The 23,772-nt window shown below is 65.3% G+C and carries 25 protein-coding genes; 4 read left to right on the forward strand and 21 right to left on the reverse strand.

Annotation, left to right across the window (positions count from 1 at the left end; genetic code table 11):
* Positions 1 to 360: 360 nt before the first annotated feature.
* Positions 361 to 1,263 carry a LysR family transcriptional regulator gene (locus ACFE65_RS15010; RefSeq protein WP_375383201.1) on the reverse strand — a complete coding sequence of 301 codons (903 nt, stop codon included), beginning with the start codon at positions 1,261 to 1,263 and terminating at the stop codon, positions 361 to 363.
* Positions 1,264 to 1,351: 88 nt separating this feature from the next.
* Here ACFE65_RS15010 and ACFE65_RS15015 point away from each other — a divergent pair, with 88 nt between their 5' ends.
* Positions 1,352 to 2,224, forward strand: a complete 873-nt coding sequence (locus ACFE65_RS15015) for an aldo/keto reductase family oxidoreductase (protein ID WP_375383177.1) — start codon at positions 1,352 to 1,354, stop codon at positions 2,222 to 2,224.
* Between the two features lie 298 nt (positions 2,225 to 2,522).
* Here ACFE65_RS15015 and ACFE65_RS15020 read toward each other — a convergent pair whose 3' ends face one another.
* The 15 genes from ACFE65_RS15020 to ACFE65_RS15090 all read right to left on the reverse strand — a co-directional run bounded on the left by ACFE65_RS15020 (position 2,523) and on the right by ACFE65_RS15090 (position 16,167).
* Positions 2,523 to 2,966 carry a type II toxin-antitoxin system VapC family toxin gene (locus tag ACFE65_RS15020; RefSeq protein WP_375383178.1) on the reverse strand — a complete coding sequence of 148 codons (444 nt, stop codon included), beginning with the start codon at positions 2,964 to 2,966 and terminating at the stop codon, positions 2,523 to 2,525.
* Complete coding sequence (locus tag ACFE65_RS15025) at positions 2,963 to 3,202, reverse strand: antitoxin (RefSeq protein WP_375383179.1); 240 nt, start codon at positions 3,200 to 3,202, stop codon at positions 2,963 to 2,965. Before ACFE65_RS15025 ends, ACFE65_RS15020 begins: the two co-directional genes overlap by 4 nt.
* A gap of 196 nt (positions 3,203 to 3,398) precedes the next feature.
* Positions 3,399 to 3,839, reverse strand: a complete 441-nt coding sequence (locus tag ACFE65_RS15030; protein ID WP_375383180.1) for a hypothetical protein — start codon at positions 3,837 to 3,839, stop codon at positions 3,399 to 3,401.
* Between the two features lie 61 nt (positions 3,840 to 3,900).
* Positions 3,901 to 4,314, reverse strand: a complete 414-nt coding sequence (locus ACFE65_RS15035; RefSeq protein ID WP_375383181.1) for a type II toxin-antitoxin system VapC family toxin — start codon at positions 4,312 to 4,314, stop codon at positions 3,901 to 3,903.
* On the reverse strand, positions 4,314 to 4,535 hold the full coding sequence (gene vapB / locus ACFE65_RS15040) for a type II toxin-antitoxin system VapB family antitoxin (protein ID WP_375383182.1): 222 nt from the start codon (positions 4,533 to 4,535) through the stop codon (positions 4,314 to 4,316). The genes ACFE65_RS15035 and vapB overlap by 1 nt, the downstream gene beginning before the upstream one ends.
* 415 nt (positions 4,536 to 4,950) lie before the next feature.
* A complete protein-coding gene (locus tag ACFE65_RS15045) occupies positions 4,951 to 5,271 on the reverse strand; it encodes a hypothetical protein (protein WP_375383183.1) in 321 nt (106 codons plus the stop codon).
* Between the two features lie 85 nt (positions 5,272 to 5,356).
* Complete coding sequence (locus ACFE65_RS15050) at positions 5,357 to 5,998, reverse strand: hypothetical protein (RefSeq protein ID WP_375383184.1); 642 nt, start codon at positions 5,996 to 5,998, stop codon at positions 5,357 to 5,359.
* A 272-nt stretch (positions 5,999 to 6,270) separates the two neighbouring features.
* Positions 6,271 to 6,468: a hypothetical protein gene (locus tag ACFE65_RS15055; RefSeq protein WP_375383185.1), complete on the reverse strand. Its 198-nt coding sequence runs from the start codon at positions 6,466 to 6,468 to the stop codon at positions 6,271 to 6,273.
* Between the two features lie 125 nt (positions 6,469 to 6,593).
* A complete protein-coding gene (locus tag ACFE65_RS15060) occupies positions 6,594 to 6,788 on the reverse strand; it encodes a hypothetical protein (RefSeq protein WP_375383186.1) in 195 nt (64 codons plus the stop codon).
* A gap of 11 nt (positions 6,789 to 6,799) precedes the next feature.
* On the reverse strand, positions 6,800 to 7,432 hold the full coding sequence (locus tag ACFE65_RS15065) for a DUF6927 domain-containing protein (RefSeq protein WP_375383187.1): 633 nt from the start codon (positions 7,430 to 7,432) through the stop codon (positions 6,800 to 6,802).
* A 25-nt stretch (positions 7,433 to 7,457) separates the two neighbouring features.
* Positions 7,458 to 8,366, reverse strand: coding sequence for an ArdC family protein (locus ACFE65_RS15070; protein WP_375383188.1), 909 nt, complete (start codon positions 8,364 to 8,366; stop codon positions 7,458 to 7,460).
* Between the two features lie 89 nt (positions 8,367 to 8,455).
* Positions 8,456 to 10,687, reverse strand: a complete 2,232-nt coding sequence (locus ACFE65_RS15075) for a ParB/RepB/Spo0J family partition protein (protein ID WP_375383189.1) — start codon at positions 10,685 to 10,687, stop codon at positions 8,456 to 8,458.
* A gap of 137 nt (positions 10,688 to 10,824) precedes the next feature.
* Positions 10,825 to 15,036: a strawberry notch-like NTP hydrolase domain-containing protein gene (locus ACFE65_RS15080; RefSeq protein ID WP_375383190.1), complete on the reverse strand. Its 4,212-nt coding sequence runs from the start codon at positions 15,034 to 15,036 to the stop codon at positions 10,825 to 10,827.
* A gap of 37 nt (positions 15,037 to 15,073) precedes the next feature.
* A complete protein-coding gene (locus tag ACFE65_RS15085; protein ID WP_375383191.1) occupies positions 15,074 to 15,931 on the reverse strand; it encodes a toprim domain-containing protein in 858 nt (285 codons plus the stop codon).
* Entirely contained in the window at positions 15,928 to 16,167 is a 240-nt protein-coding gene (locus ACFE65_RS15090) for a hypothetical protein (protein ID WP_375383192.1), read from the reverse strand. Before ACFE65_RS15090 ends, ACFE65_RS15085 begins: the two co-directional genes overlap by 4 nt.
* A gap of 272 nt (positions 16,168 to 16,439) precedes the next feature.
* Here ACFE65_RS15090 and ACFE65_RS15095 point away from each other — a divergent pair, with 272 nt between their 5' ends.
* Positions 16,440 to 16,631, forward strand: a complete 192-nt coding sequence (locus ACFE65_RS15095; protein ID WP_375383193.1) for a hypothetical protein — start codon at positions 16,440 to 16,442, stop codon at positions 16,629 to 16,631.
* A 3-nt stretch (positions 16,632 to 16,634) separates the two neighbouring features.
* Here ACFE65_RS15095 and ACFE65_RS15100 read toward each other — a convergent pair whose 3' ends face one another.
* The gene (locus ACFE65_RS15100; protein ID WP_375383194.1) at positions 16,635 to 17,939 is read right to left on the reverse strand and encodes a hypothetical protein; all 1,305 of its coding nucleotides are present in this window, start codon (positions 17,937 to 17,939) and stop codon (positions 16,635 to 16,637) included.
* Positions 17,940 to 18,280: 341 nt separating this feature from the next.
* Between ACFE65_RS15100 and ACFE65_RS15105 the strand changes: the two genes are divergently transcribed.
* Complete coding sequence (locus ACFE65_RS15105) at positions 18,281 to 18,913, forward strand: lytic transglycosylase domain-containing protein (RefSeq protein ID WP_375383195.1); 633 nt, start codon at positions 18,281 to 18,283, stop codon at positions 18,911 to 18,913.
* Here ACFE65_RS15105 and ACFE65_RS15110 read toward each other — a convergent pair.
* The 4 genes from ACFE65_RS15110 to ACFE65_RS15125 form a co-directional block, all read right to left on the reverse strand.
* Entirely contained in the window at positions 18,910 to 19,836 is a 927-nt protein-coding gene (locus tag ACFE65_RS15110) for a replication initiator protein A (RefSeq protein ID WP_375383196.1), read from the reverse strand. The two genes, ACFE65_RS15105 and ACFE65_RS15110, sit on opposite strands and share 4 nt — an antisense overlap.
* Before the next feature lie 166 nt (positions 19,837 to 20,002).
* A complete protein-coding gene (gene repC / locus ACFE65_RS15115; RefSeq protein ID WP_375383197.1) occupies positions 20,003 to 21,388 on the reverse strand; it encodes a plasmid replication protein RepC in 1,386 nt (461 codons plus the stop codon).
* Between the two features lie 552 nt (positions 21,389 to 21,940).
* Positions 21,941 to 22,471: a hypothetical protein gene (locus ACFE65_RS15120; RefSeq protein ID WP_375383198.1), complete on the reverse strand. Its 531-nt coding sequence runs from the start codon at positions 22,469 to 22,471 to the stop codon at positions 21,941 to 21,943.
* Positions 22,472 to 22,580: 109 nt separating this feature from the next.
* Complete coding sequence (locus ACFE65_RS15125; protein WP_375383199.1) at positions 22,581 to 23,045, reverse strand: hypothetical protein; 465 nt, start codon at positions 23,043 to 23,045, stop codon at positions 22,581 to 22,583.
* Between the two features lie 348 nt (positions 23,046 to 23,393).
* Between ACFE65_RS15125 and ACFE65_RS15130 the strand changes: the two genes are divergently transcribed.
* A complete protein-coding gene (locus ACFE65_RS15130) occupies positions 23,394 to 23,711 on the forward strand; it encodes a TrbC/VirB2 family protein (RefSeq protein ID WP_375383200.1) in 318 nt (105 codons plus the stop codon).
* Positions 23,712 to 23,772: the final 61 nt, after the last annotated feature.

Consider the following 23,772-nt stretch of genomic DNA (forward strand, 5'->3'; position numbering starts at 1 on the left):
TCGCAGTCGCCTGATCAAGCCGTCATGCGCCAACCCCGTGAGCAGTTACCCGTCACCACTGCGCCCTCGTCGGCCTCCTTCAGCATGGTGATGATCTACTCTTCCGAAGATTGCTTTCGCCTTTTTCCGTCCGTCCCTTTCGAGCGCCGGTCTCTAGGGTCGGGTGAATAAAGAAACGAGGGTCACGTCAACGCCGTCAGAAATCGCGATTGACGGTAGCGGCGAGAGTCGGACACTCCCGTTAAGTCCCGGCCAGTCTCCGTATAGCCTTGGTGGTCAAAATTGGTTGCGAGATCAACATGAACCAACGTCTGAAGTCGGGAGGCTCAAAAGTGGCCACGAGTGGCGACTTTTGGGTCGTCATGTCATGCCACGAATGTGATCGATGAAGGCCTTGAGCGGTGGCGGTACGAGCCGGCGGCTGGAGTGATAGAGGAACGGGCCTGAGAAGGGCTTCCACCAATCCTCAAGCACCGGTTGCAAGGCGCCGCTCTTCAGATGTCGCTGCAGCCAGCCCTCGAACAGGTGGATCACGCCGACCCCGGCGATTGCCGCCTCGACGGCAAGATCGGTGGCACCACCGATCCCGACGGTGAGCCGGGCATGCGGCTCAATGCGGATCAACTCGCCGTCGCGCTCGAACTCCCAGGGAGATGTCAGCCGGCCGCTGGCGAAGCGGCCGAGGATGCAAGGGTGGCGGAGCAGGTCGCGCGGATGCGTGGGACGGCCGTGCTGGCCCAGGTGCGCTGGCGAGGCGGCGGTAGCGAAACGCTGCACGCGCGGGCCGATCGGCAGCGCAATCATGTCCTGCTCCAGCCGCTCGTCATAGCGGATGCCGGCGTCGCAGCCCGAGGCCAGCACGTCGACGAAGCCGTCCTCGGCGACGATTTCTACCATGATGCCGGGGTGCGCTGCGAGGAAGCCCGGCAGGATCGTCGGCAGCGTCAGCCGCGCGGCGCTAACCGGTACGTTCAGCCTGAGTGTGCCGGTCACCCCCTCCCGCAGGTCGTCGACCGCGCCCAGGGCCGCCGCTACCTCTTCCAGCGCCGGCGCGAGCCGCTCGATGAGGCGGGCGCCTGCCTCAGTCGGTGTCACGCTGCGCGTGGTGCGGTGGAGCAGGCGGACGCCGAGCGACGCCTCCAACCGGCGGACGGCCTCACTCAGCGTGGAGGCGCTGGCACCCGCCGTGCGCGACGCCTCGCGAAAGCCGCGGGCGCGGGCCACGGCCAGGAAAGCGTTCAGATCGGCGAGGCCGGGGTTCATTGTTCGTCTTTCCGCACGGCCCGTGCGGATCATGCCGGATTATCGCCGCGGCCGCCAAGCCCTAGCTGGGGCGGGAAGGAGACGCACCATGCACACCATCGACCAGGCAGGCAGCTTCACTCTCGGCGATCGCGCGGTGAGCCGGATGGGCTACGGCGCCATGCAGCTCGCCGGACCGCACGTGTTCGGGCCGCCGAAGGACCGCGACGCCGCGCTCGCCGTGCTGCGCGAGGCGGTGGCGGCGGGCGTCACCCATATCGACACCAGCGACTTCTACGGTCCGCATGTCGTCAACGCGCTGATCCGCGAGGCGCTCGCCCCTTATTCGAACGACCTCGTCCTCGTCACCAAGGTCGGCGCGGTGCGCGGGGACGACGCATCCTGGAACCTCGCGGCATCCGCCGACGACCTGCGTCGTGCGGTCGAAGACAATTTGCGCAACCTGGGGCTGGACGCGCTGCAGGTAGTCAACTTCCGCGCCATGCTGGGCGGCGGCAACCAGGGCCCGACCGAAGGCTCGATCGCAGTTCCCTTCGCGGCGCTGGCGGCGATGCGCGAGGAAGGGCTGATCCGCCACCTAGGCGTCAGCAACGTAACGGAGCGACAGGTCGTGGAAGCGAGGGGGATCGCGCCCGTCGCGTGTGTGCAGAACCAGTACAATCTCGCGCATCGCGAAGACGACGCAATGATCGATGCGCTCGCGGCGGACGGCATCGCCTACGTGCCGTTCTTCCCGCTCGGCGGGTTCAGCCCGCTCCAGTCGTCGCGGCTTGACGAGGTCGCTGCAGGGCTTGGCGCGACGCCGATGCAGGTGGCGCTCGCCTGGCTGCTGCGGCGGTCGCCCAACATCCTGCTCATCCCCGGCACATCGTCGGTCGAGCACTTGCGCGAGAACGTGGCGGCCGCGTCGCTGCGATTGCCGAACGAGGCGCTGGCAAGGCTTGACCAGATTGGGAGGTGATTGGCCCCGTTGGTCCAGCCTGAACGAGCGGCGGTAGTTGAGAAGCGGCGCAGGTGCCATGAATGGCGGGTTGTGGGTCAGTGCGGCTGATCGGCCACGCGGTCGAGCAACTCTCGCATGAGCTGGTGCTCACCTCGCGACTACACGCCCGTGCCATTGAAGGTGCGCGCGCAGCCCGATGGCGCGGACGGCCGCCATCAGCGACGTCGGACGGCCGAATGTCGCGCACTGGACCTGCGTGCCGGGTTCTTGTATCCGGCTCTGATAGACATGAGCCTTTGATTTAACATAAGAAGTATTATCGGACCGTGATTTCCGGCGTGTTTTCGGGCTCGTTTGTGAGCCAGTTCTCGACGGTCAAGCCCCGCACGCGGCTGAACTCATCGAGGTTGTCCGTCACGAGCGTGGCACCGATCGCGTACGCATGAGCGGCGATCAGCAAGTCGTTTGGTCCGATCGTCTTGCCAGCCGCTTCAAGCTCCGCCCGGATGCCGCCATATTCCGCATCCGAGGGGATATTAACAGGTAGGACATCGATCGAGCCGAGGATTGCCTCGACGCGGGCGAGCAGTCTGGGCGAGCCCTTCTTGGCGCAGCCATAGCGCAGCTCCGCGGCAGTGATGATGCTGACGCACATACGGTTGCTACCCACGCGTACGATCTGATCGAACACGCGACCCTGCGGATTGCGCATGAGGTCCGACACGATGTTCGTGTCGAGCATGTAGCGGCGCAGGCTCATAGATCGATCGGGGCAAGCGGCAGAAGGGTGCCGTCGATATCCTCGGGAAACTCGTCCTCGGCATCGAGCGGTGCGAAAGACTTCAGGAGATCAGTGAGGTTGGGCTTCGGCTGAGGCTCGATGATGAGCCTCGTGCCATCCTTGCGAATGAGCACGCTGCTGCCTGAAAATTCGAACTCGGCCGGAATGCGCACCGCCTGGCTACGATTGTTGCGGAAGAGCTTCGCTTCACGCACGTCAGACTGGGGTACGGGCTGAGCCACAACTGCTCTCCAATGTATATGCCATGCATATACTCCTGTTCAGCACAACGCGCAATGCTCGACGTTCCGTCACCTCCCCAGCAATGGGATCAGAATTTTAACGTTACGATTGCGGCCGGTAATCAGAAGTGCCGGTAATGAACCTGACGCCTCAATGCCCTCTGGCGGGTTAGCCGACCCGGAATGGCGGCACATCGAACGCCGCGTCCGCAAAATAACCAAGGATCGCGTCGTAGCTGCCCAGCTGCCGGGCATCCTCGGCTGTGATGACGGCGTGCTCGTCTTCATCCGCCCTGTAAACGTGACGCTCGCCCTGACCTGTCCAGACGACGATTTCGGGCAGGAAGGAACCAGACGAACCGCCCGACCAGCGCCGGAATGCAAGGCCGTCCGTACGACAGAACTCTTCAAGTTCGTTGAATTCACCATTCGCTACCTCTTGTGCGTAAAGATGTAATGGATTGTCGAGCAGTAGCTGCTGCTCGTCAAAGGGCTCACCATCCCATTCGGTCGAGAGGTCCTCAAGTTTGACCGTCTTGATGAACTCCGGCATGAGAGCGGCGGCAATTGTGGCACCCACGGTGATGGCTGCGGGAACGCGATCGGCCATTGTGCTAGCTCCTGTTCAGAGTTAAGAGACTTCGCAAACTTGTAATAAACAGCGTCGCGACCTAGCGTGACAATCCTGGTAGCCAATCCTCACAGCGCAAACCGTCGACGCGCTGAAACTCACCTAGATTACCGGTGACGATGATCAGGCCCCTGCTCCTCGCATGACCCGCGATCAGGACGTCATAGCCGCCGATCGAGCGCCCTTCCCGCTCGAGGGTCGCCCGGATCTCGCCGGCATGCGCCGCGGCGTCCTCGTCGAACGACAGCACCTCCAGACGGTTCGCAAAACGCTCAACCTCCTGGCGCGTCTCGATCGGTCGGTTCGACTTGGCGGCACCGTGGAGGAGCTCCGTCAGCACAATCGTCGAGATGCTGAGCCCGTCAGCCTCGACGTTGAAGCGCTCCCGCACAAGCTGCGGCCGATCGCGAAGGACGCGGATGCACAGGTTCGTGTCGAGCATATAGCGCAGCATCAGAACGTCTCCCGGGCCTGCGCCGGCTGGTCGACGCGGTCCGCGAGATCGACGCCGGGGCGGTCGAAGAAGTCGTCCCAGCTTCGGTCAGCGGGGACGATGATCCGGCGCTGGCCCTCGCGCACGATCGCGACCTCCCTGATGCCGTGTGGAAAGGCGACGTCCTTCGGTAAACGCACCGCCTGGGAGCGGTTGGATTGAAAGATCGTGGTCCGGGTCATGATCGGAGTCTCTCAACGAGCGGATATGCCAGTGGGATATACAATTCGATACCCTCCCGTTCAACCAGCACACGCGCGTCGTGATCACCCTGCTCCCAGGATCTCGACGACCTGCTGGTCAAGCTGCGACTGGATCGGTCGCCCGAGCGCGGCTCGCGGCAACTGGGCTGGATCGAAGCGCGCTCCCTTGAGCCTGGACGCTGTGCGCCGATCGAGAGCAGTCGACGTCGGTTACGCACCGCCATTAACGGTTCCCCCCGCTCCGCTCTCCTGAAGGCCCGATCCAGGCCGTAGAGCCATCCCGCTCGTGCCTCGACCAGCATCCGCTCGCCGCGCGCGAGATCGTTATCGTGACGACATCCACGCCCGCGGGCGACGGTCAGAAGCGGATCGATCGCCCTCACCCACCCTCCTTTTAGTCCCGGGTGCGCTCTATCCAGCGTTTGGTCGCGGCCTGGGCGAGACCGTCGCCCGTGGCGCTGGTCTTCAGCCGGTCGAGTTCCAGCATGCGACCGAGATCATCGGGAAGATTGGCCCACGGGCGGGCGATCTCGATCGCCTCGGCAGGGCTGGAAAGCTCGCCGCGAGCGGTGCCCGTCCAAATAAAGCTCGTCTCCTCGCCCTCCTCATCGGGGTCAGGGCGGAAAACCTGGACGAAGAAGGTGCTCAGCGGGCGATCCCATCCGAGCGCGACGGACGTCGCGCCGGTGTGGCCCGGAAAGACATGACGGCTCATTGCAGACCTCCCAGTTGGCGGAATCTACCAGCGATCAAGGGTCAAAGCGACGCCCAACAGCGAGCGCTGTGAAGAGGCAAGGCGATCAGGCCGTGAGCAGCTTCTGCGCCGGCAGTACATCCGTACGCCCCGGCACGAGGTCGCGGCGCAGCCGGTCCGCGAAGCGCTGCGGATCGAGGAGGGCGTGGATGGTCGCGAAGCGGGGAGGTTGTTCGACGCCGCCCCGTATCGCGCGATAGGCCAGCCCACAGCCCTTATGGAGACCACCCACCCGGAGCGTCACCGAGATAGTGTCGCTGACCAACGTCACGGCGCCGGACTGCGATGCGTCGCCCATCCACGACGAGACGGAGTAGGTGTCCGGAGCGAGACCCAGGGCCTGCGCCAGTAGGCGTAACGCCTTGCGGCCATCCGTGTGGAAGCGATCCTTCGCGGCCGCTTCATAGGCCACCCCGTGGATCGCGAGCACGAGCAGCGCGGGGAAGCGCTTGATCTCCGCGAGACGACGCCGGCAGACAGCCTGCAGTACGGTGTCGTTGGCACGGTTGCTGGACACGACCGCCAAGTGACGCGCGAGCAGCACGACCGCGGGGTCCGTATCGGGATCCACGCCAGCGTTGCGGCAGTCGATGATGCCCTGCTCGATCGCGTGCATCGTCGTGCGGATGGTAGTGAGCGCGCTGGGGTCGAGCGCCTGTTGGTGGCGGTGCGCGGTGTCGAAGTTCATCGGGCGGCTACCGTGCATGTCGAGCGCATCGTCACGCTCGCCAGCCCACTCCCCCTCCTCTCCGCAGCCCGGCTTCGATCGGAAAGATGTTGCCTGAATCCGGAGAGAAGTTTCCGTTTCAGGCGGTGCAATGGGTGCGGATGGTCGAAGCCGCTGGCGGAAAGACGACTAACGTTGTCGTCGCGCTGCGTGGTCTCGGGGGCGCCTAAGCCGATTGGGCGTTTGGTACTCGATAGCACGAAGTCTGCTGCCGTCGCCGTGGCAGTCAGGGCCTAAAGGCTGATGCCTCGCCGTGTCATTTCTGTCGTCGCGACCGCTCCGATCGCAGATCCGGGCGCGTTGGCGAAGATGTCCACGAGATCGAGGAGGTCCTCGTCGGCCAATCCGACGATCTCGGCGTCGATAAGGGCCAGACGTTTGATGGCACGCGCATCACGATCGGCGCGGCGCTTGATCAGCGTAGCGAGCATGGGCCGGCGTTAGCAGCTGTGTACCTGTTAGGGCAGGCCTGGATGTGGCGATCTCAGGATTGCGGCGATCGGCTATCCGGACGGCGCTACGAGACAGCGCTTTGATCCAGGTTACGCGAGCCAGATCACGCGCATGCGAGGATCCTCGGTTCGGCCGCTTCGCTCGGCGTCTCGACGATCCGCCAAGGCTGGAGCGGGTTGACGGTCGACTCGATCGCGACGTCGAGACCGGCGTCCGCCATGGCGCCGGCGACGCGCGCCGCATGATCGTAGCTGCACAGGTGTCGCCTGAGCGGCGAGAGGGGTGCGGGATTCGGCATGGCGGTTCTCGTCAGGCTGGAGTGACGGACGGGGCGACGAAGACAGTGCGATGCACCTTCAGCTGTGGCACCACCTCATAGGCGAGATCGCGGAAGTTGCGGATGCGGTAGCGGCCGAGACCGCTGGCGGGGCGGAAGCTCAACGAGGCTCCCTTCTTCACGACAATAAAGTCCGACCCGACATGGCCGTCGGTAAAGGTCAGCGGCTCAGTCAGCCGGATGTGCATGCCATCCTCAATACTTCGGGAACGCAGGCGCAGGCGGTCCCGGCAGCGCCGGCGCCATTCCAGCGCGTGTTCGTTGGTCGTCGGGGTGAGCAGCCGCAGGATGCGCTCGGGGCATTCGGCTTCGCACGGACCCATGGACTCCTCCATGTCCTTGTACCCTAGGTGGAGACCCTCCTTGTCGCGCGGGTTCCAGCGGACCAGGCACACGAGCGCGATCACGTACGAATCCTGACCGCTGCGTTCGACGCGGGCGGCACCGTACCAGACGCGGTTGCCGACGCAGGCGCTGTCGAGCACGCGCATGGCATAGGTGCTGCCGTCCTCGTACTTCCGGCTGTAGGTGAACTGCGCATCGAGATACGCCTTGGGCGTCGGGTGTCCGTCCATGTGGAGGCGGTGCATGTAGAGCCATCCCATGATGGGGTCTCCTGATGAAGGGGGGTCACGCCGCGATCCGGTCGGATGCGGCGGCGAAGCTGCGGAGGTAGGTGATCGCCTGTTCGGCTTTGGTAGCGGCGACGAAGATCGCGGACTTGTCGGCCTTCAGGATGCGCAGCCAGTGGTCGATGTAGCTGGCGTGGCTGTCGTGAAGCTCGGTCGGCAGGCCGAGCTCGCCGCAGATCATCGCGCTGCCGAGCTCGGCGACCAGCTCTTCCATGGCATAGGCCTGGTCGCCGAAGCGCTTGCCGAACGTGCGGTCGAGCCGGGCACCGTACCCCGTCCAGTGGACGGACTCATGACCACGGGTGGAAGCGTAGGCGTCGGCCGAGCGGAAGGCGCCGGGGCGGGGCAACTGGATGTGGTCGGTGCCCGGGCAGAAATAGGCCTGGTCCCCACCATGCCGGACCGCGGCCGGAATCGACAGGAAGAAGCTGTTGATCGCCTCCTGCCGCTGCGACAGCGCGAGCGGGGTCGGCGGCACCTCGCGGGCATAATAGTAGGCCGGCAGGCCCTCGACCTCGTCGGCATTGTAGACCAGGTACGAGCGCAGGAAGCGGATCAGCGCCGCGGTCGCCTCGCCCGTGAGCGTCGGCCGGCCCGCCTTGCGGAAGGTCGAGGCATAGACCGAGATGGAGGCGCGGGCGGTGCGGTGGACCCGGCCGCCAAGCTCTTCGGCCTGTCGTCGCGTCATCCAGTAGCGGCTGCGGTAGCCCCGCTCCTCGGCGGTCGCCCACAACCAGAGCGTATTGATGCCTGTGTAGGGCGTGCCCTCATGGCGGAGCGGCCGTCCGCCCTCGCCGGTCAAGGACCAGCCGCGGCGCCACGGCAGCGTGCCGGCGTCGAGGCGGGCGATGATGGTGTCGGTGATGGTCGCCGCGATCTCGCGGCTGTTCGTGGGCAGGTGGGCCATGGCAGGCATCCTAACGGGTGACGGAAGAAGGCCGCCGGCGGCCTCGGGAGCGCGCCGGCGGCAGGTGCCCAGCAGATACGGGGGGCGGGCTACTCGGCTGCGAGCAGCTGGTGCTCCTCGTCATCGTCGTCGATGCCGGTGACCTCGCCCTCGTCACCATCGTCGGGGCTCGGCCGATCCTCCCCGATCGCCGGCTCGCCGTCGTCGTCCGGACCGTCGCCCACCAGCGCGGCGAGATCGTCGCCGGCCGACCCGTCCTCGTCGTCACCGCCGATCAGGGTTTCGAGGTCCCCTCCGTCCTCGTCCTCGTCGGTGTACGCGGCTTCGTTGAACCGCATCGCGGCGGGCACCCAGGCGAGCGCCGCCTCCTTGACCTCGGCCTCGACGATCGCGTCGCCAGCGAACAGCTTCTCGCACGACGCCGAGATCTCGGGCTTCTTGCTGCTGGCATGGCGACCCGACAGCGCCGGGCCGCCGACATCGTCCAAGAGCGAGAGCAGGGTGCCCTTGGACACGCGGTCGAAGAAGTTCTCCGACGTCGGCCGCCACCAGCTGGCGACGTCGACCTCGAGGATGGTCGCGAGCCGGTTCTGGAGCGGGTTCTGCTTGTGGCTGCCGTAGAGCTCCTTGGCCTCCAGCGACGTCGCCACGATCCAGGCAAGCCAGGCCGCCTTGGCCTCGTCGCCGAGCGCCCGGAACGCCTCGAACCGCGCCACCTTGCTGCCCGGCACGCCCCACGAGGCATCAAGCCCGTCGTGCACCTTGGCGAGGCAGTCGCGCGCGCGCGAGCCCGGCACGTTGTTCGACAGCACCGGATCCTGCGGCTTGGACGCCGAGATCGTCGTGCCATCGCCCGATCCGCCCATGGTGCGGCCGTCGACCATAGCGAACAGCATATAGTCGAGCGCGAGCGTCGGATTGGCGATTAGCGCCGCCCCGAGCACGTCGCGGCGCTGGACCGCGAGCTGGTCGAGCAGTACCTGGCTGAGCGCCTTGCCGCCCGGCGCCGCAGCGTCCGGATCGACCGGAGCCGACGCGCCGCTCCGGGTGGGCGCGTTGCCTTCCTCGACGTGGAACGTCGGGCTGGCGACAGGAGCAGCCACTTCGCCATCGCCTGCCTCGCCTTCGGCGTCGCCGCCCTCGACCGGCCCCGGCTCGACCATCGTGATGGTCAGCGGCGTCTCGCTGTAGAAGCGCTCGTCCAGCTCCATCTGGCCGTCGCGCGAGAGCGTCAGGAAGGTGCCGACGCGCGAGGCGACCTCGGGCGGCAGGACCTGCAGGCCGGCCTGCAGCTGGCCGAGCTGCTCCTCGATCGCCTCGGCTTCGGCTTCGAGCGCGGCACCCGTTTCCTCGTCGACCTCGCCCGCTTCCATCTCGGTCTCGATCTCGCCGAGACGCTCCTCGAGGCGCATCTCCGTCGCCTGCTCGTCCTCCGTCATGGGACGGGTCGGCACCTCGACCTCGTGTAGCGTGCGGGTCGCCTCGTAGCTGCTGGGGCTGGCGATCGGGCGGATCCAGGCCAGGCCCAGCTCGATGCCGAGCCGCTGGGCTTCCGCCTCCATCAGCGCGGCCGCGAGCGTCTGGGCGACCTCCGGCTTGGTCCACTTGTCGCCGGCTTCGGTGAAGAGGTCGCGGTCGATGACGCCGCCTGCCGCCACATAGGCGTCGGCGCCGACCAGGGTCGCGACGGGGTCGGTCGACTTCATCGACTCGTTGGCGATCAGGCGACGGATGCTGTCGGCACCATAGTGGCTCATCCGGCCGTAGGCGTTCCAGACGTTGAGCTGGCGATCGTGGCTTTCGGTCGAGGCATAGGCCTTGGCGAGATCAAGCGTGATCCGGCCCTCGGCCAGCGCTTCGAAGATCGGCGCCGCCAGCTTGGCGAGCCGCAGCCGGCCTTCCACGAACCGGCGGGTGACGCCGAACTTCCTCGACACGGCATCGAGGTCGCCGCCCTGGGAGAGGATCAGGTCGAAGGCGCGGCATTCGTCGGCCGGCGTCATGTCGCGGCGCTGGAAGTTCTCGGTCAGCGACACTTCGGACAGCGACAGGTCGTCGCCGGTCATCAGCTTCACCGGCACATCGTAGTCGGCCGCGTCGATGTCGCCGCGGGCGGCGAGCAGCATCAGCGCCGCGTAGCGGGTGTAGCCGGCGACGATGCCGAACGAGCCGCGCGGTTTCTTGAGCGGGGTGACGATCAGGTTCTGCAGCACGCCCATGGCAAGAATGCTGGCGGCGAACTGCTCGGTATCCTCGTCGCGCGTCTTCCGGACGTTCAGGTCCGAGGGCACGAGCCTGGCGAGCTTCACGGTCTGGATCATGGGGAAACACCTTCTTGCTGGGATCCGGCTATTTCCGGACACCCCAGCTCTTCCCCCTCTCTCTTTCGCCCGGTCGCCCTGGCCCGCCACGCCGATGGCGGGCCGTTGAGATACGACCATGGTGGTCGAGCCGACGGCTATGCCAGGAGTGTCGTGAGGATCGCGTCAGCGGTCGGGGCGGGTACGAACAGGCGCGTGCGGTAGGCGATGATCTCGGTGAAGCAGCCGATCGACTTCAGCCACGGAAGCTGGTTTGCCGGCGCGCCGACCAGCTCCAGTCGCTGCGTCCCGTTCACAAGCGATCGCTTGATCGTCAGCGGGAACGGCCGCGTCACGTCGATTACCCGGCCCGCCATGACCGCCTGAGCAATGACGCTGGGATCAAGCTCGTCGGCCTTGGCGATGCCGAGCCGGGTGTAGAGCTGCGCGACGCTGTGGTCGTAGACGATGCGGCCGAGCCAGCTGTTGCCGGCATCGTCGACGATGCGGTTCACCGCCATCGAGTCCGCCGGCAGCGCCGACCAGATCGGCAGCAGCAGGCCCGTCGCAAGCCGCACCGTCTCGGTGTCGATCTGGTTTGCGGCCTCGGCCGCCTCGGCACTCCAGGCGTGCATGAAATCCGAGCGATTGATCGGCTCCCAGGCGCTCTCGAACAGGTCGGTTTCGCCCATATACTCGCGACGGCAGGGACGCTGCAGCTCGGCGCGCGGGATCGGCTTGCCGTCCTCGTCCATCCACGGCCGCGCCCTGATGCGTAGCGCGACCTTGCCCGACTTGGCGTTGACGACGAACATCGCGTCGTCGTCGTAGGCGGCCCGGTCGAGGATGCGCTCCAGCGAGATCGGCGTCTTGCGGCGCGCGATCTCGATCGTGAGGAGGTGCGAGGTCGCGCCGGACAGCGGGTCGGTGCGCAGGATGGTATCGTCGATCAGGGTCGCGGTGTCGGCCGTGATCGTCTCGACGCCGACGTCGAGCGTGCCGGCCTGACGCGCCGCGGCGACGCGCGTCTCCACCAGCGCCAGAAATTCGTCGAAGATCGCGTTCTGGAGCGGGATGGCCAGCGCGAGCAGCCGGTTGAGCCAGCGCTGGATAGGCGGGAGCTCGTCCTTCAGCACGCCATCCTTGTCGTGGATCTCAAGGCCAGTGCGTGAGCAAAAGTCGTCGAGCGTCGTGCTCGTCAGCTTGCCGCTGTTGAGGAGGTGGAACCAGGTGACCAGCGCGTCCTTGGCGTACTCGCTCTCCAGATTGTCGGCCGGGTCGAACAGGTTCTGACCGCCGGTCTGCCGCTGCCCGCGGGTGAGCGCGCCGAGGCTGTCGAGCCGGCGCGCGATGGTCGAGGTGAAGCGCAGCTCGCCCTTGCAGTCGGTGGTCACCGGCCGGAACAGCGGCGTCGACGCCTGATGGGTGCGGTGGGTGCGGCCGAGCCCCTGGATCGCGCGATCGGCGCGCCAGCCCGGTTCGAGCAGGAAGTGGACCCGCTGCTGCTGGTTCACCGCGTCGAGGCTGGCGTGGTAGGATCGTCCTGTGCCGCCCGCGTCCGAGAACACCAGGATGCGCTTGGTGCCGGCCATGAACGCGGCGGCTTCCACCTGGTTGGTGCGAGCGCTCCGGGTCTCGATCTTCTGCCGACCATTGTCACCTGCCACCAAGCGCTTCGACCGTCCGGTCACCTCGGCTACCTGATCGGTCCCGAAATGCTCGATCAGCGCGTCCAGCGCCGACTTGATCGGCGGCAGCGCGCACAGCTGCTCGATCAGGCCATCGCGGGCGGCGAGCGCGTCGGGGTTGTGGACCGGCTGACCGCCCTCGTCGACCATCGGCCGCGAGTGAACCGCGCCGGTGTCGTCTGTGTAGGGCTGCATCTGCCGGGTCGGGAAGGCGCGCATCAAGTAGTCGACCACGTACTCGGTGGGCGAGAGGTCGATGACAGGGTCGGCGCGCTCCTCGGCCGACATCTGCGACAGCCGGCGGTCGAGGATGGCCTCGGCCGTCGTCACCAGCTGCAGCACGACCGACTGCCCGGCACGGATGTGTTCTTCGACTGCAGGGATGACGGTCGGCAGCTTCATCGCCAGCAGCACCTGGCCGAAGAAGCGCTGCTTGGTGGATTCGAGCCGCGAGCGGGCGGCGGCCTTTGCGCCGCTGTTGAGCGTTTCGTTCTTCAGCCGGTCGACCACGCCGGTCATCTCGAGCGCCGCTTCCATGTTCTGGTGGATGATCGCCCATGCCTCGGCATAGCTGTTGTAGATCTCGATCTGGATCGGGGTCAGGCCGTGGCGCAGCACCTCATACTCGACGCCGGCGAAGCTGAGCGCGCGCGAGGTGTAGAGTCCAAGCGCCTTGAGGTCGCGTGCGACGAGCTCCATCGCGGCGATGCCGCCCTTGCGGATCTCGGCGATGAACGCCTCGCGATCGGCGAACGCGGTCTCCGGTCCCCACAGGCCGAGCCGGACGGCGTAGGCGAGGTTGTTGACGTCGGAGGCGCCGGTTGCCGACGCGTAGAGCACGCGCGCGTCGGGCAGGTTGTTCTGGAGCAGCACGCCGCAGATGCCCTGCTGCGAGCCCTCCTTGGCGCCAAGCGCGCCTTCGCCGCCCGCGACGCCGCCCATCTCGTGCGCCTCGTCGAACGCGATCACGCCGTCAAAGTCGGGACCGGCCCAGTCGATAATCTGCTGCAGCCGGCTCGCGTCTCCGCGAGAGGAGCGCAACGTCGGGTAGGTCACGAACAGCACGCCCTCATCGAGCGCGATCGGCTGATCGATCTTCCAGTTGGAGGCGGGCTGGACGTCGGCCGACAGGCCGCCCAGCGCGGTCCAGTCGCGGCGCGCGTCCTCGAGCAGCGGCTCGTTCTTGCTGACCCAGATGTGGCGGCGCCGACCCGCCAGCCAGCTGTCGAGGATGCAGGCGGCGACCTGGCGGCCCTTGCCGGCGCCCGTGCCGTCGCCGAGGAAGAAGCCCTTGCGGTAGCGTCGTCCGGCCGGGTCGATCGTCAGCCCAACGCCCTCCTTGGCGGGTACGAAGCTGCCGGGGATCAACTGGCTCCAGGCATGACCGGCATAGACCACCGTCTCCAGCTGCGAGGAGGACAGCAGCCGTTCGGTGACGGTACGCTCGGGCAGGTGCGGAAGATGAGCGGGGATTGGCGCCGGGATCGAGCCCATTGCGACCGACTCCACCAGCGCGGTCGGGTGCTCGCCGGCGACGTCGAAGACGATGCGGGAGGGCCGGTACGGCAGGTAGACGCCGACCTGCTCGGCGAGCGGAGCCGGGGTGGGCAGCGTCTGATAGCCCACCGGCAGGACGTTGTTGCGAACTGGCGCATGGAACGGCCGGGGCGTGGCGACCCTGGTCGCGCGCGCCGCACCGAACAGCGCCGGCTGCTGGATGACCGCCTTCGGCTTCGGGGTTTCACCCACCACGACGGCGCGCGTCGGCACGTCCAGGACGTCGAGGAAGCCGGCGACCGACGTGCGCTGGATGGTCACCGGCGTGGTCGCGCCCGGCACCTTGTCGATGACGTACAGACGCACGGCAATGCTGGTGCCGTGCTTGCGGTAGCAGTTCTCCATCCGGAGCGAGGTCCGCACCGTGCAGCCGGTCAGCACCGCTTCATAGGCTGCGCGCACGCGGTCGCTGGGCGTGAACCAATCGGGCATGACCGCCACTACTCGTCCGCCCGGTGCGACGCGCCGGATCGCGGCCTGCAGGTGGCGCATGGCGGCGAGATCGTCGGTGCCGCGGCCGAGGCTGCGCGCAAAGGGCGGGTTCATCAGCACGACGGTCGGCCGCGGGAGGCTGGCATGGAGGCTGACCAGCGCCGCGGCATCATGCCCGGTGATTGTGGCGGCCGGGAAGATGCTGGTGAGACGCGCGCGCCGCCTGGGGTCGAGCTCGTTCAGCTGCAGCGCGGCTGCGGTCGGCGCCTGCGCTATCAGGAGGCCGTTGCCAGCGCTCGGCTCCAGCACGATGTCGCTAGACCCGATCGCCGCCAGCAGGACCGCGATCGCGGCGATGTCCGCGGGCGTCGAGAATTGCTGGAGATCCAGCTGCTCCTCGCTGCGGACCGTCTGTGTGGGCAGGCGTTCCATCAGCGCGCTGGCGTCGGCGACGTCGGCGAAGCTGGTCAGAGGCAGGCCCGTAGAGACGAGGTACAGGGCGGTCGCATGCTCCAGCAGCTCGAAACTGTCGCGCTGCGTCCAACGGCCGTCCGCGTCCGACGCGCCATGCGCCGCGGTCATCGCCGCATTGAGATCCTTACGGGTGATCGAGGCGCCGGAGGCGAGCAGCGTGGCGATTGACCGGGCGGCAGGGAGCTCGTCGACGGCAGGGAGGTCAAGCAGGTCGGGCATGATGGCGCTCCTTGGTCTTGCCACCACTGCGGCGGCCTCACCCGCCCACTCCCCCTTCCCTCTCCTGCGCCTCGAGCACCTGTGCCCAATCCTTGTGGCGGTCCGGAACGTCGACCTCGATTGTGCGGCCGGGGCCGGCATAGGCCTCCAGCGCGCGCGCGACGGCTCGCCGCCCGGCGAGATCATTGTCGCCGGCGAGGATCAGGCGGGTGACGCTGGCGGGAACGTCCACGGAGTCGAGGCGACGGGAGCCGAAGGTCGCCCAGCAGGGATGGCCCCGGATCAACGACCAGGCGCGGGCGGTCTCGAAGCCCTCGGCGAGCCCGATCGTCGACGCGAAACCCCCGCCCTGCCACAGGCCATGGCCAAGCGTGCCGAGAGTTGCCTTCTCCGTATATGCGGCGGTCTTCGGATCGAGGAAGATGCGCTGGAACGCTACCAGGTGGCGACCTTCGCGCGCGCCGACCAGCAGCGCCGGCAGAAACCGCGTGATCGGTCGTGGTCCCAACGGACAGCGCGGGTGGAAGCGCACATCGGTCGGCAGTGGCAGGAGATGCCGGCTCGAAAGATAGCGCTCGCCGAGTGTGCCCAGGACAGGACGGGCATCCGACCACAGACGGTCGATGTTCGCGGTGCGGGTGGCGGGCTCGACCGGAGGAGGCACATAGCGGCGGGAGATCGGGATGCTCCACAGTTCCCGCAGCACGTCCTCCGCCTCGCATCCGGCAAAGCAGGTGACCAGCAAGCCGCGGTCGCCCTGCCGGATCGATAGGCTGGCTGTCCGGTCGGAATGCGCCGGACAGCGACACATGGCGGTGTTGCCGTGCCAGGTGCCACCGAGCGCGCCGACCAGGTTGACCATGTGTTGAGACGGCCGGTTTGCGATCAGGGTCATGAGCTTGGCCCCGCCGTTAGTGGGACGGTGACCTTGCCGATGGCATACTTCGACCGCCGGTCACCGAACCAGGCCGTGACTGCTTCGCCGTCATCCAGCGGATGGACGGCGCGACCCGGTGGACGCTGGCGACGAACATAGGCCGCCAGTTCGCCGCGAACCTCCGCTTCGTCGTCATGGAAGCTGACATGGTCGGGGGATCCCGGATCGCGGATCGCAAGAATGGTGCGGGGCATGACAGGTCCTCGCTGACCGGCTGGAACAGCCGGCGGCCGCGGCGTGGACAATCCCACCGCTAACCTCACCCCTCCCCCTCTCCCTGTTGAGCCTCGTGGACGTTTACGGTCCGCTAAAATCTCATGGTTATCACTAGAACGGAACCGTCCCGTCTTCGCGGCGCTTTGCAACCGACGTTAAAATCGAGGTCTCGATGTCGCAGTTCAGCCCTGTTGAGATTGCTAACTGGACCGCCATTTATATGGCGACCGCCCTATGCTGCGCGATGGCGATGACCCTGTCCGTCAGCATGACGCTCCATGGCCTTTGGAAAGATCGGGTTTCGAGCGAGCTGGGGTCCGTTCGCGGCGCGACGTTGTTCCTGCCCAAGGTCTGGTGGCGCTGGCAGAAGCTCTACATCCTTTCGACGCCGGTCACCCTCGGCATTGTAGGCTGGTTCACGGCCACGCTCAGCTGGAGCTGACCCCTAGATATCGAGGGCGGCCAGCACCTTGGCCTGGGCCTCGTTTCCGTCGACTTCGTGCGGCGTGAACGTCAGCAGGTCTCCCAGCAACTGCATTCGCGGATGGGTCACCGCCTTGGCGGCGTGATAATCGTCGGTATCGAAGCTCATCGCCTCGATCACCAGTGTCCGCACCTCTCCCGTCGTGCGGGAACGCGCCTCCACCATGAAGTCCGGTCGACACGGCCCTAGCCGCGTCATGGTGTCGAACAGCGGCTTCCCGATTGCGGCGTCGACGCCGTGGACGTGGAGGATCTTCTGGCAATCGAGCAGGCAGCGCATCGTCTTCCGCTCGAAGTCGCTCTCGACCGGCACGAACCGGCAGCCGTTGAAGATCGGCTGGGCATAGGCGCGGAGCGGGGCATAGCCCCGGGACTCGGGATACTCGCCGATGACGACCAGCACGAGATAGGGGCCGGGGATGTGGTTGCCGCGGACCGACGGGGACTGGATCCGGTTGGCGATCCCGATGGTGGTGCCGTCCGGCAGCGTGATCTCGTGGCCTTTGAAGTGCGGCACGTAGAGCAGCAGGAACCCTTGCGGCGCGTGATCCTTAGGCCAGTGCTTGGCCAGTTCCCGCAACTGGGCATAGGTCGCCTTCGATTGCAGGGCCCGCGGGTTGGTCCAAAAGGCGCGCGCCAGCTCGAAGCGGGGCGCGATTTCGGTCTTGGCCGCGGCCGCGCCGAGGTTCGCGAAGGCCGCCCTAATCGACCACTCGTCCCCATAGCGGAGCGGGGCCACAAGGCTGGCGCCGCCGGCGTCCATCAGTCGCCATAACAGACGTGCCAGCCGCGGCGTCGAGGCGTGGCGATGGCGATGGCGATGGCGATCATCGTTGGTGTCGTCGTCCGGTGCCTGGGCAAGCCGCTCCGGCGCCGGCCGGAGCACCTCGAAGAAGCCAGACGGCGGATCCGCCGGCGTCATCCTCAACCGCGCCTCGATGATGCGGAGGGTCACCTGGTTGCGCAAGAACGGGCAATCGGACCGATGCTCCGGCCGCTTCGAGCTGGTGAGGCGGCGGAGATAGTAGGTGTCGGCCTCCGACAGGAACGCGGGGGTCAGGATCGGCGGCCGAGCACCCTGATCGAGGCAGTCGCACGCGATCCACTTGTGACCGATGCGCGCCTGCTGGACGAGCGTGATCCCGGCCTGTTCGTCGTGATGCGTGCCTCCACCGACATACCAGCGCACCAGCGCCTGCTGCAGCGGCGCGGGCAGCAGGATCCGGCTGGCGTCAATCCCATCGGTATCGCGATCGATGAGCCACATAGGACAGCTCCTAGGCGAGCCTTCCGGTGCTCTTCGAGGCCGGTTCGCCCTCTTGACAATCGGAAGCGCACTGATCTCCAGTCAACTGAAACCAGCATAGCAGGGCTGTTTCGATGAAGAAGTTGTCGCTCCTGATTCCAGTCTTGGCCACCGAAATCTGCGGATCGGCAGGATATGCTCGATCATTGCACCCGACCGTACAACGCTCCGTGGAGTTGATCTCGATCGGGAGCAGCTCTGGCGTGGCCGCCTCAGCTTCCGCCGATGTTGCAGCCTCCGCTGTTCCCCAGGCACTAGTCCTTCAGGTCAATGAGTTGAGCCGGCGCGCCGTGGAGTTCCGAATGGTGCGCGCGCTCGCCGAGATGACGTCCGATCAGAACACTTCGTTGTCGGCGGTGCCGGCGTCGGCCGGTTCCGTGGCTCTCACCTCGTCAATTTCGGTTCCGGCTTGGATGCGCACGATCACGCCCATGCCCGCGACGATGACCTTCGTCCCCGCATGTGGCGCCTCCGCCTACCGTCCCTCGGGCTTCCTTCCCGCGGCGGCCGAGCGTCGACGCGCTGCCTACTACGGGCTGATGAGCAGCGTCGCATGCGAACAGGGCATCCCCGTTGGCCTATTCGACGCCATGATCCTCCGGGAAAGCGGCTACGATCCGGCGGCCATCTCGACCAAGCAGGCCTTCGGCTTCACCCAGCTCATGCCGGGCACGGCATCGGCTCTCGGTGTGAACCGCTACGATCCGCTTCAGAACATGCGCGGCGGCGCGCGCTACCTGCGGCAGCAGCTCGACAGGTTCGGCAGGGTCGAGCTTGCGCTCGCCGCCTACAATGCCGGTCCTGGTCGTGTCCGCAATGGCATTATCCCCGCCATAACCGAAACCCAGGTCTATGTGGCCTCCATCCTGAGCCATTGGCAGCGGATCTCTGCCACCAGAGAGGGACCCCACCCGGAGGTCATCGCGGCCCGCTAAACGGCCTCGATCTGTGCCAACGGTGCGCGATTTCGGGGTGTGAACATCACCATCATGTCCGGCGTGCTGATGCGCCGACCGCGCGTGTCGTAGCGTGCCTCCGAAGGGACGATATCACGAAGGGTGATCTTGTATTCGGGAAGGGCGTCGTCCGCCTCCACCGATCGTAGATGCTGCTTGAAGCGATGCGCGGAACCGGTCGAGCCAACCTTCCTGGCGAGCATCTCAAACGGCAGCTCGATCGCCTCCCCGTCGCAGTGGCAGTGCGCGATCTCGTAAAGACGACGCTCGATCGTGCCCAATCGGAAGTATTCGTGGTGGTAATGGTAGATATGGCCGTCCTTCTCGATGGCGCGATGCAGCCAGGGACATAGCCGGACCTGAACGACCCGCAACGGACCCTGCTCGCCGTTTGGCAAAACCGCATATTCCGCCGTCGCCTCAGACAGCCACGAGAACCAGCCCTTCTCGATCTTGGAGCCAGTCTGGATATTCGTTCTGATCTGGGTTCCCTGAAGCCGCTCGAGGGCGTCCGTAAAACGGTCATAATCCCGCTTCGACGGTCGAGCGACACCCGTGATGCGAAAGAAATCGTGCGCGGTGAACGTAAAGTCCTTCTCGACGATCTTCCCCTCTTTCTTGGCCTGCGCCATCAGGGATGCGACGTAGAGGATGATCTCCTTGTCGTACATCGTAGCTATCCCGGTGGCGCTCGGTCGGATTTCAATGCTTGCGGAGCCGATTGTGAACTGTAGCTCCTTCTGGACCGGCTGCTTCGAGAGCGCGAAGAACGGAAAGTCCATGACGCTACGCTCGCCGCGCACCTTGCCGCGAAGGGGGCTGTCGGGCTGGAAAAGATTGCCTTGCCGCACCACCACCGCTTTGCTTGCCATCACATCCCCCTCTGGGCGGCGCTCGATCATTCTTCGTTCTATAGCGGCTGGACGAGGACGACGCACCGATTCAAGCAACGATCTACCCAAAAGCACGAGCTTTCAGACCTCCGCGGGGTTTGCGCTGGCCCGCCGGGTTCACCTTGGCCGCGAAACGAATGCAAGACTCGTGCTTTCGGGTGATCCGTCGCCGTATTCATGCCCGCGCGCGGTTTTCCGCGCCTGAGCCGGACACCTTACCCGATAGCACGAGCTGCCGCTGTATGGCGGACCTCGCCAAAGCGCCGAATGGCAACGAATCACCACCCTCGCGGATCGCCGTCATAGCGACGGAATGACCGACATCCTTCAGACCATGGAACGTCCTGCCGAGGTTCAACTCGCCCTTGGACGCTCGCTCGCTCATGCCGCGAAGATAGGCACCTGGGCGGTCGACATCGCCGGCTTGGTATTTCTGGAGCGTAGCGATCACCGCGGCTGCGGCACCACGCGGGCCCATCAGGCGGCTGGCCTCGCTCCAGACATGCCGATGAATTCTATGCCGAAAAACCAATTCCTCCGCCAAATGAATGATCTCTCCCCAACTCTTGCGGCCCTCCTCCCTTGCTCCGAACAACCCGGACGCGACGGATTCGATAAAGTCAGGGTCGATCCCATGTTTCTCCAGATCATCCTCCACGGGGGTTGATGCAAGCGCAACCGAGTCTCGTTGGGTCAAGCTACTTTTAATTGATAAGCTGCTACTTGTAACTGCTTTAGCAGTTTTGAGTTGATTTGTAGTTGTAGAGCGCATGCAATCGTCACCATGCGTGGATGCAGTCTCTATCGTATTATTGCCTGTTCCATCATGGCCTGCGACGTCAAGAGCTTCGGCAATACGAGCCTCGAGGGCCCGGCTACGGATTTCGAGATCGGCTACACACGAAGTCAGAACGGCAACGTCCCGTATGCCCCGCATCCGCCTTGCGGCCATCTGTGCTAACTCCAGCTCCTCGTCAGCACCTGATCCTGGGACGTCGTGATCCAGGGCGGCCTGGGCTAGCGCTGCCGTTCGACGCCGCGCGGCGGTCAGACGTCTCTTCAGCCCGTCGAGCAACTCGTCTTCCTCCGCACCCCGCTTCGCGACCCCGACAAACTCGGCCATCCGGGTGCCGATTGGGCTAAGGACAATGCCGTAGGCCCATTTGATCGAACCGTCGGCTGCCCGCACCCCGCCCCGATGCCCGCTCGGGCTATCGCGATGGCTGATGAGGCCGAGCGCGACAGCCGTATTCAAGAGGTTTTGCACCTGCCGCACCTTCAGGCCCAGTTTTTGGGCGAGCTTGTCGTTACGCGGCCATACGATGGGTGTCTCCGCAGACCGCCAGTCCTCCGGCTTCGTCCATGCGAACAGGGTGTCCATCAGCTGCACTACACGCGCGGGCACGTCGAGATAGCTTGCCGCTTTTTTGAACGCCGCGAGGGCTTGTCCAGGGCTGGCGCCTGTCGGCAAGCCGCAGAATGCGTTCGCGATCTCCCCCGCTTGCGCGGCGGCGACATCGAAACGGCGGAAACCCGCTCCAGGACGGAGGGCATAGGTCATCGTCCAAAAACTCCCCTTTTGGGAGCCGGTGCGGACTCAGAAACCCGTGGCGCGAATTACGCATCGAGCTTGTGAGATCTGAAGGGTTCAGCTAGGTGGTGATTGCTTCCTCGCCCCTAGCGGGCACCCCGAAAAGCCCGGCTCCGGCCGGGTTTTTCATGTCAGCACGGCATCTCCCTGCACTTGATGTGGCACCGTCGGGGCATGCGGTCCCGGCCGATCCCGCCCACTCTGACCACGACACGCCTCAAGGGCACGATTCGGCGGCGGACGAAGGCCAAGCTTATCAAGGGGGGCGGGGGGGGCGCGTCCTAAGGCTCGTGCTTTCGGGTAGAACGCGAGGGAAATGTTCGTGCTTTCGAGTAGAACGTCGCGCGGCTGGCGGCCGCTCCTCGTGCTATCGGGTGAATCGTCTCGGCCGGAAGACGGGCACCCGGCTCGGCAAACCTATGGGTGTTGAGAACCTGCGTGGAATTCCGGCGTCAAGTCTATCGAGCTAGACTCGATAATTGGGGGTGGAGCCCCTTGCGCCTTGCCCGCGGGTGCTAGGCCCTACCGACTGGATCGATCGGACGCGAAAAGCTGATCGAGGCGTAGCCCCCGGCGAGCAGCGATCTCTTGGAAGTTGGTCTGGATCGTCCGCACGACGGCGTCCTTCATCACCACGCCATACTCTTCGCGAATATCATGGTGCTCGAAGCCCTTGATGTGCCGGAGAGCCGTCGCCACCTGGCCCATCAGCCCCCTGAACAAGCCAGATAGCATGGACGCGATCGCCACGGTCGCCTCAAACTCGCTTTCGGCGTCGAGCCCCATCAGCTCGGTCGCCAAGGTTGCGGCGTATTCGTCGACCTTCAATGCCTCGAAGATAGCCTGCTTTTCCTGCAGGCGCAGCGGTTTGCGTTGCGCAGGGTCCCCGCAGAGGAGACGCTGCATGCGCGAGCGACTAATGCCAGTCTCATCCGCAAGCCAGCGCTGGCTCCGGTTCTCGAGCTTCAGCTTCGCAACAATGTAGTCGGGAAACCCTACGACCAAGGCTGGCGCCTCTAGCTCCGCCTCGATTACTTGCAGCGTTACGCTCACCAATAAGCCCTCCCCGCTGCAGGTTTTTAATCTTTTGGAAAAGGCTTTTGCAACCGAAAACCGGCAGAGGCGTTGTAGACGATCCAAAACGGATTGTTACGTTGCTGTACTATTTGCGGCGTCGCCTGAACGACTGGCTGTATAACTCGGCCTCCTCCGCGGAGAGTCCCAGTTTCATCACGATCTCCGTCGAGTGACGCTCCGCAATCCAATCGAAAAGCAGTAGCGACACTGCTTCGCCAAAGCGAACGGAGGATCCAAGCGCCTCGGTCAGTTGCGGAATAGCGTGTTCAATCGACTCGGCGCTATTTTCAAGGATCGTCAGCTTTATCGAAACGTCACCATCCGCCGGAATGAAGTGCAGATGCTTTCGGAGATCATCGACCTCGTAAGCTTTCACGATGGAACAAGCGAGTCTCGCCCGGTCGTTCACTATATCACTTAAAGAAGTGTAGCGGCCCTCGAGATTTGAATGCAGACGAACCCCTTCGGTCGTAAGCCGAAAATAATGGTCCGAGATGTTAAGATCTATAGACCTTTCCTCACCAACCATGAAATTCTCATCGTCGTTCATCCGAACTCCCTAAGCTACTCGTCCGTCCACAACCTGTCGTCAGGAACCCGCGCGCCGGATCTCGTAATCTTCGATTCGGCACCGACGCACGCCGATTCAGGCCAACCCAAAAAGTGGGTCACTTGACCCACTTTCCGAACCAGACGACCCGGAAAATGGGTCAGGCACCTCAGAATCTGGGTCGATATACGGTCGGAAATGGCTCTTGGATGACTGGTCGCTAAATTTTGCGGCTAAATTCCCTTTCCAGGCGCTCGTTCCATAGGTCGCGGGTTGTGGCCCCGCCGGCGCATCTATCAGCCTTCATGTGGGCGCATCAAAGAACCCACTCGAAGGAGACCTCGTTCCATGAAGAAGCTCATCATTCTGAGCCGCCATGCCGAGACCGCCGCACTGGCGGCCGTCGGCATCGGCATCGCGGCCGCCGCGTCCCACCCGGCGTTCGCCGGCGCCGATGCGACGTTCAACACCGCGCTGACCAAGTTCACGGACTTCCTCGAGGGCTCCGGCGGCAAGATCATCACCGTGCTGTCGCTCGCCGGCGGCGTGGTCGGTCTGGCGTCGGGCCGCTTCAGCCTCGGGCAGGTCGCGATTCCGGTCGGCGTCGGCGTCGGCGCCGGCACGGGCATCCCGATCGTCACCTCCACCGTCACCGCGACGATCTGAGCCCCAGGTGTTGATTTCCACTGAGAGCTGACCCGGAGAAGGCATAGATTTCCACCGAGAA

The organism is uncultured Sphingomonas sp. (genome assembly GCF_964237335.1).
Lineage (GTDB): Bacteria > Pseudomonadota > Alphaproteobacteria > Sphingomonadales > Sphingomonadaceae > Sphingomonas.

Bases quoted from the DNA above. Each gene is read 5' to 3' on its own strand.
- ACFE65_RS15085 (WP_375383191.1), bottom strand. From the start codon at position 15,931: ATGACCCTGATCGCAAACCGGCCGTCTCAACACATGGTCAACCTGGTC.
- ACFE65_RS15110 (WP_375383196.1), bottom strand. From the start codon at position 19,836: ATGATCGAGCGCCGCCCAGAGGGGGATGTGATGGCAAGCAAAGCGGTG.
- ACFE65_RS15020 (WP_375383178.1), bottom strand. From the start codon at position 2,966: ATGAGCCTGCGCCGCTACATGCTCGACACGAACATCGTGTCGGACCTC.
- ACFE65_RS15095 (WP_375383193.1), top strand. From the start codon at position 16,440: ATGACCCTGTCCGTCAGCATGACGCTCCATGGCCTTTGGAAAGATCGG.
- ACFE65_RS15100 (WP_375383194.1), bottom strand. From the start codon at position 17,939: ATGTGGCTCATCGATCGCGATACCGATGGGATTGACGCCAGCCGGATC.
- ACFE65_RS15125 (WP_375383199.1), bottom strand. From the start codon at position 23,045: ATGAACGACGATGAGAATTTCATGGTTGGTGAGGAAAGGTCTATAGAT.
- ACFE65_RS15035 (WP_375383181.1), bottom strand. From the start codon at position 4,314: ATGCTGCGCTATATGCTCGACACGAACCTGTGCATCCGCGTCCTTCGC.
- ACFE65_RS15030 (WP_375383180.1), bottom strand. From the start codon at position 3,839: ATGGCCGATCGCGTTCCCGCAGCCATCACCGTGGGTGCCACAATTGCC.
- ACFE65_RS15075 (WP_375383189.1), bottom strand. From the start codon at position 10,687: ATGATCCAGACCGTGAAGCTCGCCAGGCTCGTGCCCTCGGACCTGAAC.
- ACFE65_RS15015 (WP_375383177.1), top strand. From the start codon at position 1,352: ATGCACACCATCGACCAGGCAGGCAGCTTCACTCTCGGCGATCGCGCG.
- ACFE65_RS15050 (WP_375383184.1), bottom strand. From the start codon at position 5,998: ATGAACTTCGACACCGCGCACCGCCACCAACAGGCGCTCGACCCCAGC.
- ACFE65_RS15105 (WP_375383195.1), top strand. From the start codon at position 18,281: ATGGTGCGCGCGCTCGCCGAGATGACGTCCGATCAGAACACTTCGTTG.
- ACFE65_RS15070 (WP_375383188.1), bottom strand. From the start codon at position 8,366: ATGGCCCACCTGCCCACGAACAGCCGCGAGATCGCGGCGACCATCACC.
- ACFE65_RS15010 (WP_375383201.1), bottom strand. From the start codon at position 1,263: ATGAACCCCGGCCTCGCCGATCTGAACGCTTTCCTGGCCGTGGCCCGC.
- ACFE65_RS15065 (WP_375383187.1), bottom strand. From the start codon at position 7,432: ATGGGATGGCTCTACATGCACCGCCTCCACATGGACGGACACCCGACG.
- ACFE65_RS15045 (WP_375383183.1), bottom strand. From the start codon at position 5,271: ATGAGCCGTCATGTCTTTCCGGGCCACACCGGCGCGACGTCCGTCGCG.
- ACFE65_RS15080 (WP_375383190.1), bottom strand. From the start codon at position 15,036: ATGCCCGACCTGCTTGACCTCCCTGCCGTCGACGAGCTCCCTGCCGCC.
- ACFE65_RS15130 (WP_375383200.1), top strand. From the start codon at position 23,394: ATGAAGAAGCTCATCATTCTGAGCCGCCATGCCGAGACCGCCGCACTG.
- vapB (WP_375383182.1), bottom strand. From the start codon at position 4,535: ATGACCCGGACCACGATCTTTCAATCCAACCGCTCCCAGGCGGTGCGT.
- ACFE65_RS15060 (WP_375383186.1), bottom strand. From the start codon at position 6,788: ATGCCGAATCCCGCACCCCTCTCGCCGCTCAGGCGACACCTGTGCAGC.
- ACFE65_RS15055 (WP_375383185.1), bottom strand. From the start codon at position 6,468: ATGCTCGCTACGCTGATCAAGCGCCGCGCCGATCGTGATGCGCGTGCC.
- ACFE65_RS15090 (WP_375383192.1), bottom strand. From the start codon at position 16,167: ATGCCCCGCACCATTCTTGCGATCCGCGATCCGGGATCCCCCGACCAT.
- repC (WP_375383197.1), bottom strand. From the start codon at position 21,388: ATGACCTATGCCCTCCGTCCTGGAGCGGGTTTCCGCCGTTTCGATGTC.